Raw genomic sequence first — 12,087 nt, 5'->3', positions numbered from 1 at the left:
CCGAAACAGACGAAACACACATCGATATTGGAGGACATCTTGTCATTCGTTACCCGCACGAGTACGCGGAAGGCAGCACTCGGCGGCGTCGCGTCGCTCGGTGCCATCGCCCTGATCGCAGGCTGTGGATCCGCACCCGAGAACGAAGGATCGGGCGGGGGCGGCTCGAGTGACTTCCTGCCCTGCATGGTCTCCGACAGTGGCGGATTCGACGACAAGTCGTTCAACCAGCTCGGATTCGAGGGACTGACCGAGGCTGCAGGCGAGCTCGGCGTCGAGCCGCGCACCGTCGAGTCCGCGTCGCCCACCGACTACGCCCCCAACATCAACAACCTCGTCGATCAGGGCTGCAACCTGATCGTCACCGTCGGATTCGACCTGGCCGACGCCACCAAGGTCGCGGCCGAGGCGAACACCGACATCGATTTCGCGATCATCGACGACTCCACGATCGATCTGCCGAACGTCAAGCCGCTGACCTACGACGCGTCGCAGTCGGCATTCCTGGCCGGTTACGCCGCCGCCAGCTACAGCAAGACCGGAGTCGTCGGCACCTTCGGCGGCTCGCAGCTGCCGACCGTCACCATCTTCATGGACGGTTTCGCCGACGGTGTGAACTACTTCAACGAGCAGAAGGGCAAGGCAGTCCGCGTCATCGGCTGGGACGTGCCTTCCCAGAACGGCTCGTTCACCGGTGGATTCACCGCCAACGAGGTCGCCAAGAACACCGCCCAGGGCCTGATCGACCAGAACGCCGACGTCATCTTCCCCGTCGGTGGACCCATCTATCAGAGTGCGGCGCAGGCCATTCGGGACTCCTCTCGTCCGGTCGCACTGATCGGTGCGGACGCCGACGTCTTCGAGTCGGACCCGTCGGTCGGCGACCTGCTGCTCACCTCGGTGACCAAGGGCCTCAAGACCAGTGTCGACGAGGTAGTGGCCAACTCCGGTGCAGACAAGTTCGACAACGCTCCGTACGTGGGCACCCTGGAGAACGACGGCGTCGGCATCGCACCGTTCCACGACTTCGAGTCCCAGGTCGACCCCGCACTGCAGGGTGAACTGGACACGATCAAGGCCGGCATCGTCGACGGGTCCATCACCGTCGAATCGCCGTCGGCACCCAAGTAGCCCCGGTCGTAAAGGGATATGAAGCTCGAACTTCGCGGTATAACCAAACGATTCGGCTCGTTGATCGCCAACGATCACATCGATCTGACGGTCGAATCCGGCGAGATCCACTGCCTCCTCGGTGAGAACGGTGCAGGCAAGTCCACGTTGATGAACGTGCTCAGCGGCCTGTACCGCGCCGAGGAGGGCCAGATCCTGCTCGATGACGTCGAGCAGCAGTTCGCCGGACCGGGCGAGGCCATGACTGCAGGAATCGGCATGGTGCATCAGCACTTCATGCTGATTCCGGTGTTCACCGTTGCCGAGAACATCGTGCTCGGCAACGAAACCACCTCGCTCGGTGGACGACTCGACCTCGTGGCAGCACGAAAGCTGGTACGAGAGATATCCGCGAGGTTCGGCTTCGACCTCGACCCCGATGCTCTCGTCGACGATCTGCCCGTCGGCGTGCAGCAGCGGGTCGAGATCGTCAAGGCGCTCTCTCGAGAAGCCAAGGTGCTCGTGTTCGACGAGCCGACGGCCGTGCTGACGCCGCAGGAAACCGACGATCTGATGCGGATCATGCGGGAACTTGCGGCGTCGGGCACCACCATCGTGTTCATCACCCACAAGCTCCGTGAAGTACGCGAAGTAGCAGACAAGATCACCGTCATCCGGCTCGGCAAGGTCGTCGGCGAAGCGAAGCCGACGGCAGGTAACACCGAACTCGCCGCGTTGATGGTGGGACGTGATGTGCAGCTGACCGTTTCGAAGGAACCGGCCGAGCCGGGTGCTGCCGCACTGGTCGTCGAGAACCTGTCGGTGTTCGACGCCCAGGGCAACAAAACCGTCGACGACATCAGTCTCGAGGTCGCCGCGGGAGAAATCGTTGCCATCGCCGGCGTGCAGGGCAACGGGCAGACCGAGTTTGTCGAGGCGCTACTCGGCTTGCAGGAGAACGTATCCGGAAAGATCGCCCTCGACGGCCGCTCTCTCGTCGGAGCGACAGTTCAGCAGGTGCTCGACGCCGGCGTCGGGTTCGTGCCCGAGGACCGGACCGTCGACGGCCTGGTGGGGGAGTTCTCGATCGCCGAGAACCTCATGCTCGACCGTTCCATCGGTGAGCCGTTCGTGCGGCGCGGAGCGGTTCAGCGGGACTACCTCGACACGTTCGCGTCGGAGAAACTGAGCGAATTCGACGTGCGGGCACCGGGAATCGGAACCGCCGTCGGACGTCTGTCCGGTGGTAACCAGCAGAAGGTGGTGCTCGCGCGCGAACTGAGTCGCGATCTGCGACTGTTCGTCGCCGCGCAGCCCACTCGCGGAATCGACGTGGGATCCATCGAATTCGTACACAAACGCATCGTCGCCACCCGGGATTCGGGGATCCCGGTCATCGTGGTGTCGAGCGAACTGGACGAGGTCGCCGCACTGGCCGACCGCATAGCCGTCATGTATCGAGGAGCAATCGTGGGAATCGTCCCCGGGGATACGTCCCGCGAAACACTCGGATTGATGATGGGCGGCGAGCGCGGTGAGTGAGACCGAGCAACCGTCGAAAGCTCATGTCGTACTTCGGCAGATCTTCACCGGCAGTGCGATCATCTCGGTTCTCGCGGTCCTGCTTGCGCTGATCGTCGGTGCCGTCCTCATTGCCGCGACCAACTCCGGCGTCCAGGAATCGGCAGGCTACTTCTTCTCCCGTCCGTCCGACATGCTGACTGCGATCTGGGATTCGGTCTCCGGCGCGTATTCGTCGCTGTTCCAGGGGTCGGTGTACAACTTCCGTCGTCCCGGGTTCGAGAACGGCATCCGGCCGTTGACCGAGACGTTGACGTTCGCGACACCGCTCATCGTCGCCGGACTCGGTGTGGCCCTTGCTTTTCGAGTCGGAATGTTCAACATCGGTGGTCGTGGCCAGATGCTCATCGCCGCCGCATGTGCGGGCTGGGTCGGTTTCGGGGTGAGCCTGCCTGCCGGCATCCATCTGCTGGTGGCCGTCGTCGCAGGCGTCGTGGGCGGTGCCGTCTGGGGCGGTATCGCAGGATTTCTCAAGGCCCGCACCGGTGCCCACGAGGTGATCGTCACGATCATGCTCAATTACGTTGCGTTCTATCTCATTTCGTACCTCCTCCGTACTCCCGGTGCGCTGCAGGCTCCGGGATCGAACAATCCCAAGACGGCCCCCATCGAATCGACGGCCGTGTTCCCGAAGCTCTTCGGCGACAAGTACAACCTGCATCTCGGGTTCGTTCTGGTCATCCTCGTGACGGTCGCGGTGTGGTGGCTGCTCGAACGATCGAGCCTCGGATTCCGATTCCGTGCCGTCGGTGAGAACCCACACGCGTCACGCGTCGCCGGAATGAACGTCAACCGCATCTACCTCTACGCGATGATCCTGTCCGGAGCTCTCGTCGGTCTGGCCGGTGTCGCTCAGGTGCTCGGTACGGTCACCACCGGCTTCAGTGCCGACATCGACGCCGGTATCGGATTCGACGCCATCACCGTGGCCCTGCTCGGGCGATCCAAACCGTGGGGCGTCTTCTTCGCGGGAATCCTCTTCGGCGCGTTCAAGGCCGGCGGGTTCGCCATGCAGGCGGCCGAGGGCGTGCCCATCGATATCGTGCTCGTCGTGCAGTCGGTGATCGTGCTGTTCATCGCCGCCCCGCCGTTGGTGCGAGCGGTGTTCCGATTGCCCAAACCCGGTGAAGAGAAACTCGCCAAAGCCGAGACCGCGAAGGTGGGTGCACTGTGACCACATCCGTCGACTCACCCGCAGAGACGGTCCTCGGTCGTAGTTGGAAGGTGCCCACGATCCTCGGGGTCGTGACACTGCTGGCGTTGGGGCTGTTCGTGGTCCGGAAAGGCTCGGGGACAAGTACATTCGCTTTGGCCTCGGAAGACGACTTCTTCGCACTGCCCGCCGTCGGGGTGCCGTCGTACGGCACCGGCCTGGTCGTGGTCGTACTGCTGGCCGTCATCACCGGCTACGCGGCGCTGCTGGCGTCGCGTTACCGGTCGACGCCGCTGTGGCTGCTCGCCGTGTTCGCGGTGCTGTTCGTGTTCGGATTCCTCGCATGGGCCGCGGACGGGGAGACGATCCCCGTACCCGGATTGCTCATCGGCGCAGTCGCTCTGAGCACACCGCTGATCTTCGGTGCGATGGGAGGAGTGATCTCCGAGCGCGTCGGCGTCATCAACATCGCCATCGAAGGGCAGCTACTGGCAGGGGCGTTCGTCAGCGCCGTCGTCGCGTCGATCACCGGTTCGACCTACGTGGCGTTGCTCGCCGCTCTGGTCGCCGGCGCACTGACCGCATCTCTGCTGGCCGTGTTCTCGATTCGCTACTTCGTCAATCAGGTCATCGTCGGTGTGGTGCTCAACGTGCTCGTCGTGGGATTGACGAGTTTCCTGTACTCGGTGGTGCTCACCAAGAACGCCGAGACGCTCAACTCGCCGCCGCGCTTCGCCCGCATCGACATTCCGGTGCTCTCGCAGATACCGATCCTCGGGCCGGTGCTGTTTCGGCAGACGCTCATCGTGTACCTGATGTACATCGCCGTGGCCCTGGTGTTCTTCGGCCTGTTCCACACCAAATGGGGGCTGCGACTGCGCGCGGTCGGTGAGCACCCACAGGCCGCCGACACCGTCGGAATCAACGTGGCTCGAACGCGTTTCTGGAACGTCTGCCTCGCCGGTGCCATCGCCGGGCTCGGCGGTGCGTACTTCACGCTCGGCTCCGTCGGTGCCTTCGGCAAGGAGATGACCGCAGGTGCCGGCTACATCGCACTCGCCGCGGTCATCTTCGGCCGGTGGGATCCGGTGCGGGCCACCCTGGCCGCATTGCTGTTCGGATTCGCGTCGAACCTGCAGAACGTGCTGGGCATCATCGGGTCCCCAGTGCCCAGCGAATTCATGTTGATGCTGCCCTACGTGGTGACCATCTTCGCCGTCGCCGGGCTGGTCGGCCACGTGCGAGGACCGGCCGCGGCGGGCAAACCGTACGCGTCGCGAAGTTAGCGCCCGCTCAACCTGACTCAGCGGTAGGGTCGCTGTCCGATGTGACCGCTTTCACTGTAGGGTTCGATCATTGTTGCCGCAGTTTTTCGAAGGAGAGCCATGAGCTTCCGCAGTCCCTTTCCCGACGTCGAGATCCCGAATCTGAGCGTCTACGACTTCCTGTTCGGCTCCATCGCCGAATCCGATCTGGACAAGCCTGCGCTCATCGACGGCACGTCGGGTGACGTCACCACCTACAAGAGCCTGATCGGCCAGGTCGACGCGATCGCCGGGGCGCTCGCTGCCCGCGGGCTCGAGGTCGGCGACGTCGTCGGACTGCATTCGCCGAACCTCCCCGCATTCGCCTCGGTGCTGCACGGCATTCTGCGTGCCGGCGGAACTGCGACGACGATCAATGCGCTCTACACCGCCGAGGACATCGCCAAGCAGCTCAGCGGCTCGGGCGCGAAGTTCCTGTTCACCGTCTCCCCGCTGTACCCGCAGGCCAAGGCCGCCGCGGACAAGGTGGGTATCGACGCCGATCACGTCATCGTGCTCGACGGTGCCGAGGGCCACCCGAGCCTGCGCGATCTGCTCACCCAGGGCGCGCCTGCTCCCGAGGTCTCGTTCGATCCGGCGACGCACGTAGCCGTGCTGCCGTACTCGTCCGGCACGACGGGGGTGCCGAAGGGCGTCATCCTCACGCACCGCAACCTCGTCGCCAACGTGGCCCAGATGGAACCGCGCGTGGGCATCGACAGCAACGACGCGATCCTGGCACTGCTGCCGTTCTTCCACATCTACGGCTTGACGGTGCTGCTCAACATCGCCCTCAAGCTGCGCGCACATCTGGTGACGATGCCGAAGTTCGACCTCGTCGAGTTCCTGCGCATCATCCAGGACCAGAAGCTGACGTACCTGTTCATCGCCCCGCCGGTGGCCGTCGCGCTCGCCAAGCATCCGATGATCGATCAGTACGACCTCTCGAGCGTGCACACCATCTTCTCCGGCGCAGCACCGTTGGACGAGGAACTCGGCAAGGCCGTCGCCAAGCGCTTGAACACGCGGGTGCGTCAGGGCTACGGCATGAGCGAGCTCAGCCCGGTCAGCCACGCGATCCCGTTCGATCGCGACGACATGCCGCTCAGCTCGGTGGGCCAGCCACTGGCCAACACCGAGAACAAGCTCGTCGACCCGGGCACCGGCAACGAGATCGAGCTTCCCACAGAGGGATTGAGCGAGCCCGGTGAGCTGTGGGTCAAGGGACCGAACGTGATGGCGGGTTACCTGAACAATCCCTCCGCCACTGCGGAGACCCTCGACTCCGACGGTTACCTACACACCGGCGACATCGCCGTCGCCGACCACGAGGGCGTCGTCTACATCGTCGACCGCCTCAAGGAACTGATCAAGTACAAGGGCTACCAGGTGCCCCCGGCGGAGCTCGAGGCGCTGCTGCTCACGCACGAGGAAATCGCCGACGCGGCCGTCATCGGTGTTCTCGACGACGAGGGCGAGGAAATCCCCAAGGCTTTCGTCGTCCGCCAGCAGGGTGCCACGATCGACGAAGAGGGCATCATCGCGTTCGTCGCCGAGCGCGTCTCCCCGCACAAGAAGGTCCGACGCGTCGAGTTCATCGACACCGTGCCGAAGTCCGCAGCGGGCAAGATTCTCCGCAAGGATCTGCGGGCATCGGAAGCCGCAGGCAAGTAGCTCGTTCCTCGCACGATTCAGCCGCGCCCTCCACCATGCTCGACGGTGGAGGGCGCGGCTGTGTTCGTCTCACACCGGAGCACTCATCGAATGCCGACGACTGGCATGGAGGTAGTGGTCGACGGCGATCAGTGGGGGACGGTCGACGAGAGACAGCGGTGCCACGCTCATCGAGAGCTGAGTTCCGGTGGTCGAGAAAGTGGTGAACCCGGCTCCGGAATCGCTCAGGCCCAGGCGCGAGAACATCGTGGCGATGATCTGTCGACTCATGACAGCCAACTCCGACGTCGGCCGATTTCGATGCCGTCGGGTTCCCAATCCGACCTGGCCTATCGCGCCGATACCCAACCGGTCGCACGTATCGATCAGTACACCGATCTCGACGCCGTAGCCGGGGGCGAACGGAAGTGCTTCCAGGAGGCGACGAGTCGCGGCGTATTCACCGCCCAAGGGTTGGAAGACACCGGCGAGTTCGGGCCGAAGCGCCGTCAGCAGCGGACGTACCGTCAGCTGCGTGACGCGGCCGCCGCCGTCCTCGTCGGTGGTGTCACCGATCGTCAGGGGTCGACGGTAGAAGCCTTTGACCAACTCGACGTCGTCGGACATGACCAGCGGCCCGACGAGGGAGGGAACGAAGTGCGAACCGGGATCGACCAGATCGGAGTCGACGAACACCACGAGGTCGCCCGAGGTGGCGGCCACTCCGCGCCACAGCGCTTCACCCTTGCCGCGAACCACGGGTGTGCCGGGTAGCGCGTCCTCCCTGGAGACGACGGTGGCGCCGGCGCAGCGGGCCCGCGCCGCGGTGCGGTCGGTCGATCCCGAATCCAGCACCACCAGCTCGTCGATCAGGCTGCCCAGATGGGGAGTCATCGAGGCGATGACGCCGGCGACGGTCTCTTCCTCGTCGAGAGCGGGCAGTACGACCGAGACGGTCCGGCCACGTTTGGCCCGGATGATGTCTGCCAGTGGCCACGGTGAGCGGGCCCAGGTGGCAGCCAGAGCCGGAGTGCCCGCAACGTCGTTTCGGTTCATCGCATTTCCTTCGTCATCGCTCGAGGAGTCACGGCTCAGGGCGTGCCGGTCGGCAGCCCCAACGACGGTGCGATCACCGACCACGAATCGTGCAGATCCTGTTGCCAGTAGGCCCAGGAATGGGTCCCGTTGGGTCGGAAGTTGTAGGTGGCCTCGATCTTCAACTCCTGCAACCGTTTCTGCATCTGTTGCGAGCACACGTCGGTCGTCGCCTCGATCACTGCGCCGACGGCGAGTTGCTGGGCGAGCTTGCCGTAATCGCTGCCGATACCCGGGCCGCCCGGCACGTCGAACGCGCCGGGAGTTCCCGTTCCGGACGAGATGTAGAGGGCGATGCCGCGCAGCCCCTCGGCATTGACGTAGGGGTCGTTGGCAATCCAGTCGGCGCTGCCCTGTGGCCCCCACATGTTGGCGGTCGACCCACCACCGCGGGCCTCGACGACGGACCTGACGTACATCGCGCCCACCGGGTCGCTCGTACGTGCGCATCCACTGAACGCGGCGACGGATCGATACACCGAGGGATGGGCGATGGCCAACTGCAGAACGGACGTGCCCGCCATCGAGATACCGGCGACCGCATTGGCCCCGTTGCCGTCGAGCAGAGCATCCATCAACGGAGGAAGTTCGCGACCGAGGAAGGTGGACCACATGTTTCGGCCCAGTACCGGATCGTCGTGCAACCAGTCGGTGTAATAGCTCGCAGCGCCGCCCCGCGGAACCACCACGTTGACGTTCTTGTCTCCGAAGAAGCCGGCGATGTCGGTCTGGTCGAACCAGCTGCTTCCCCCGTCACCGCCCGCCGCTCCGTTGAGTAGATAGAGCGTCGGTGAACCGGACTGCGCCGACCGAAATACGTCGAGTTGGATATCGCGGTCCATGGCTGCCGAATGCACCCACACGATGTCTCGTCGGGCGGCGATTCCCTCGACGCCGACCACCGACGAGGTGGTCTCGGCCGTGGCCGACCCCGCCGTACTCGATAGGAGAACGACGACGGTAGCGAGCACGCTCAGAGCCGACAAGGTCGCCTGACCGAGGCGAAATCGACTGGGCATCAACGGTTCCTGACATTGTGGGAGCCGCGCACGACAAACCTCCGGCGAGCGCGATGTGCCTTTGGACGGTAATGCGAATCACTGGTGTCGACAACAATGTTGACGATCCTTCAGTTCTGACACAGATATCCCGCGAATCGTTGTCAATTTTCCAAAATGCTCGTCGACGGGGTTTCTCGGCCTCTGCCCGGATGATGCACTGGCCCCTCCGACGCACCTCGCCGCGTCGAATCGCTCTGTCTCCTTCGAAAGGTTGTGTCGTGGTCGCATTCGGACTCATCGACGAGTGGAAGCCCGCTCCAGGACCGCTCACCACATGGTCACCCACCGCCGCCTCACGAGCTGCCGCCGCGGCTGCGCCCGTCCACCCGGCACCGCCCTCGCACATCCAGCAGGCGTATCTCGAAGCCGCATACCGTAACCGGGGATCGTCGTTCCGGTTCTCCCGGCTGTGCCTGGTGACGTTCAAGATCGAAGGTGCACTGGACCGCACCGCGATGGGACGAGCTTTCAACACGTTCGTCACCCGACACGATTCGTTCCGCAGCTGGTTCTCCACGACAGCCGAGGGTTCGACGCGCCACCTCGTCGACGTCGCCGACATCGCGCTCGAAGCGACCGATTTCGGAACCCCTGCGGACTCCGAGGCCATTCGGCGTCACGTGCAGGACAGCACGCCCGGTCCCGAGAGCTGGGACTGCTTCTCGTTCGGAACGATCGAACACGACGATCACTTCGTGGTGTACGCGGCGGTCGATCACCTCGACACCGACGGCATCTCGCAGGCCCTGACCTACTACGAACTGCGCCAGCTCTATCGCAACGCGGTGACGGGGGAGTCCGACGGCCTGTTCACCCCGGGCAGCTACCTCGAGTACTGCCAGCGCGAACGTCTCGAGAGCGACGCGACGACCCTCGAGAGCCCTGCAGTTCGGACCTGGATCGACTTGGTCACCGACAATGGGGGCGATCTGCCGACGTTCCCACTTCCGTTGGGACGCAGCAGTGTCGACTACACGCGGACCTCGCACAGTTCGTTCCCGTTGTTCGACGGTGCCACGGCGCGGGCAGTGGACGAGGCGTGTGCAGCCGTAGGAGTCAAGTTCATCGGCGGAATCTTCGCCGCCGCAGCCCTGGCGGAGTACGAGCTCGCCGGCCGGGGCAGCTACCTCGGTCTGACGCCCAAGAGCACTCGGGCGACCCCGGGCGAATTCGCGTCGATCGGGTGGTATTCGAGCCTGATTCCGGTGCAATTCGACCTCGGTGAGCAACCGACGTTCCGTACCCTCGCAGTGCTCGCACAGGAAGCATTCGACTCCGGAAAGCTGCTGGCGAACACCTCGTACCACCGGGTGCTCGAGCTGGCCTTGCCGGAACACGGAATCACGACGCAGCCGGGATGGACCGCGCCGATGATCTCGTACGTCGACGTTCGCAAGTTGCCGGGCGAAGCCGAACTGGACGCGGCGGGAGCGGGTCTCTACGGCAACCGCGGCAGTTCCGAGGAAGTCTTCATGTGGATCAACCGCTTCGAGGACCACACCGGCGTCGAATTCCTGTACCCGGGCACGGACGAGGCCGATCGTTCGATCGACCTGTACTTCTCCAAGATCTCCGAAATCTACGCCGCCGTGGTCGACAAGGGTGACTACATTCCGCAGCCACCCGAGGCTCACGTGTTGGCCCACGAGCTCTCGGACGTCAGCAGGGTATGACGCTCCCTCGCCGCGGGTCGTGGCTGACTCTGGGTGCCTGCCTGCTGGCCGTCACGATGCAGATGATCGACGTCACCGCCGTCACCGTGGCGTTGCCGACGATCGCGCGTGACGTCGACGCGTCGGGCACCCAGCAGGTCTGGATCCCGACGGCGTATCTGCTCGCGTTCGCCTGCGCGCTGCTCACGATGGCGCGCGCAGGTGAGGTGTTCGGGCGCAGAACGGTATTCGTCACCGGCACTGCACTGTTCGCCGTGACGTCGGTGCTCTGCGCCTACGCGCCCACTGTCGAATTGCTCGTCCTCGCTCGCGTGCTGCAGGGGCTCGCGGGAGCGGCGATGTCGGCGCAGACGGTGGCGATCGTGACAGCGGCCTACTCCGGCACGCGGCGCACCACCGCGTTCGCACTGTACGGTGGCACCGCGGGGCTGGCCGGACTCGCGGGGCCGTCCATCGGCGCAGCGCTGCTCCACCTCGACATCCTCGGAACCGGTTGGCGAGCACTGTTTCTGATCAACGTCCCGATCGCGGCGTCGGCAGTCGTTCTCGGCCGTAGGTTCGTGGCATCGGGTACCGAGCAGGTCCCGGCCGGACACGGCGGGCGGTTCGACCCGGTCGGTGCCGTCCTGTGGTCTATCGGGGCCCTGCTGATCGTCTGTCCCGTCATGATCAGCTCGAGTGTCACCGCAGCATTGCCCGCGGTTGCGCTCGGTCTGACGACACTGGCCGGGTTCACGATGTGGGAGCGTCGTCGACGGGCAGCAGGAGCGCACGTCATGGTGAACATCGGCGTCTTCGGTGAGCGCGGATTCTCCGTGGGATGCGCCGTATCGGCTCTCGTCTACGGGACCTTCACCGGGTTCGTTCTGACGATGTCGGTGACACTGCAATCCGGACTGGGTGAGAGCGCGTCGACGGTCGGAGCGATCACTGTTCCCTTCGCGCTCGGGGCGGTGCTCGCTTCCGTGGCCGCGCCGATCTCGTTCCACCACTGGGATTCTCGCGTCGTTGCGGCCGGCGCTGCCGCCATGGGACTGGCTCTGCTCGTTCTCGGCGTCGCCACCGAATATCTGGACCGCGCCGGCTTTCCCTGGTGGGCGGTCGTGCCGCTCGGGGTGCTCGGCGCGGGTCTCGGGTCGGTGATCGCGCCGTTGCAGAGCACCATCGTCGCGGGGGTGGCCCCGCACGCCATCGGCTCGGCATCGGGGATTCTGCCGACCGTCCAACAAGTGGGATCGGCTGTGGGAACCGCGGTGACCGGGGCCCTGTTCTTCGGTCTGCTTCCTGCGGAGCCGGTTGCCGCGGACTATCTGGCGTCTCAGCGGACGGTGTTGTTCGGGCTGGCCGCGACCATGGTGGTGGCCACCGCAGTCGCGGCCGCGCTGCCCCGCGGCGTCGTCGAACACAGCTCGTCGATGGTATCCCAGGGTGTGCCGTGAATATTCGTAAGTGATTGT

General features: G+C 64.8%; 9 protein-coding genes. 7 read left to right on the top strand and 2 right to left on the bottom strand.

What is annotated here, in order from left to right:
- The first annotated feature begins 39 nt into the window (after positions 1-39).
- The 5 genes from E4P29_RS01650 to E4P29_RS01630 all read left to right on the top strand — a co-directional run bounded on the left by E4P29_RS01650 (position 40) and on the right by E4P29_RS01630 (position 6,822).
- The gene (locus tag E4P29_RS01650) at positions 40-1,131 is read left to right on the top strand and encodes a BMP family ABC transporter substrate-binding protein (RefSeq protein WP_245154106.1); all 1,092 of its coding nucleotides are present in this window, start codon (positions 40-42) and stop codon (positions 1,129-1,131) included.
- Between the two features lie 18 nt (positions 1,132-1,149).
- Positions 1,150-2,652 (top strand): ABC transporter ATP-binding protein, encoded by a 1,503-nt coding sequence (locus tag E4P29_RS01645; RefSeq protein WP_135041343.1) that lies wholly within the window; start codon positions 1,150-1,152, stop codon positions 2,650-2,652.
- The gene (locus E4P29_RS01640; RefSeq protein ID WP_032365197.1) at positions 2,645-3,865 is read left to right on the top strand and encodes an ABC transporter permease; all 1,221 of its coding nucleotides are present in this window, start codon (positions 2,645-2,647) and stop codon (positions 3,863-3,865) included. Before E4P29_RS01645 ends, E4P29_RS01640 begins: the two co-directional genes overlap by 8 nt.
- Positions 3,862-5,130 carry an ABC transporter permease gene (locus E4P29_RS01635; protein ID WP_135041341.1) on the top strand — a complete coding sequence of 423 codons (1,269 nt, stop codon included), beginning with the start codon at positions 3,862-3,864 and terminating at the stop codon, positions 5,128-5,130. Before E4P29_RS01640 ends, E4P29_RS01635 begins: the two co-directional genes overlap by 4 nt.
- Positions 5,131-5,229: 99 nt before the next feature.
- Positions 5,230-6,822, top strand: a complete 1,593-nt coding sequence (locus E4P29_RS01630; RefSeq protein ID WP_135041339.1) for a 4-coumarate--CoA ligase family protein — start codon at positions 5,230-5,232, stop codon at positions 6,820-6,822.
- Positions 6,823-6,891: 69 nt separating this feature from the next.
- Here E4P29_RS01630 and E4P29_RS01625 read toward each other — a convergent pair whose 3' ends face one another.
- Both E4P29_RS01625 and E4P29_RS01620 read right to left on the bottom strand, forming a co-directional pair.
- Positions 6,892-7,857, bottom strand: a complete 966-nt coding sequence (locus E4P29_RS01625; RefSeq protein ID WP_135041337.1) for a glucosyl-3-phosphoglycerate synthase — start codon at positions 7,855-7,857, stop codon at positions 6,892-6,894.
- A 35-nt stretch (positions 7,858-7,892) separates the two neighbouring features.
- Positions 7,893-8,915, bottom strand: a complete 1,023-nt coding sequence (locus tag E4P29_RS01620) for an alpha/beta hydrolase family protein (protein ID WP_135041335.1) — start codon at positions 8,913-8,915, stop codon at positions 7,893-7,895.
- 260 nt (positions 8,916-9,175) lie between these two features.
- On the opposite strand from E4P29_RS01620, the gene E4P29_RS01615 reads away from it, so the two are divergent.
- Both E4P29_RS01615 and E4P29_RS01610 read left to right on the top strand, forming a co-directional pair.
- Positions 9,176-10,630, top strand: coding sequence for a condensation domain-containing protein (locus E4P29_RS01615; RefSeq protein ID WP_135041333.1), 1,455 nt, complete (start codon positions 9,176-9,178; stop codon positions 10,628-10,630).
- Positions 10,627-12,069, top strand: a complete 1,443-nt coding sequence (locus E4P29_RS01610) for an MFS transporter (protein ID WP_135041331.1) — start codon at positions 10,627-10,629, stop codon at positions 12,067-12,069. Before E4P29_RS01615 ends, E4P29_RS01610 begins: the two co-directional genes overlap by 4 nt.
- The last annotated feature ends 18 nt before the right edge of the window (positions 12,070-12,087 follow it).

It is taken from the genome of Rhodococcus sp. 1R11 (assembly GCF_004563845.1).
Lineage (GTDB): Bacteria > Actinomycetota > Actinomycetes > Mycobacteriales > Mycobacteriaceae > Rhodococcoides.
This window is presented reverse-complemented; position numbering and strand designations above follow the sequence as displayed.

Coding starts and splice junctions, on each gene's coding strand:
- E4P29_RS01645 (WP_135041343.1), top strand. CDS start 1,150: ATGAAGCTCGAACTTCGCGGTATAACCAAACGATTCGGCTCGTTGATC.
- E4P29_RS01630 (WP_135041339.1), top strand. CDS start 5,230: ATGAGCTTCCGCAGTCCCTTTCCCGACGTCGAGATCCCGAATCTGAGC.
- E4P29_RS01625 (WP_135041337.1), bottom strand. CDS start 7,857: ATGAACCGAAACGACGTTGCGGGCACTCCGGCTCTGGCTGCCACCTGG.
- E4P29_RS01620 (WP_135041335.1), bottom strand. CDS start 8,915: ATGCCCAGTCGATTTCGCCTCGGTCAGGCGACCTTGTCGGCTCTGAGC.
- E4P29_RS01610 (WP_135041331.1), top strand. CDS start 10,627: ATGACGCTCCCTCGCCGCGGGTCGTGGCTGACTCTGGGTGCCTGCCTG.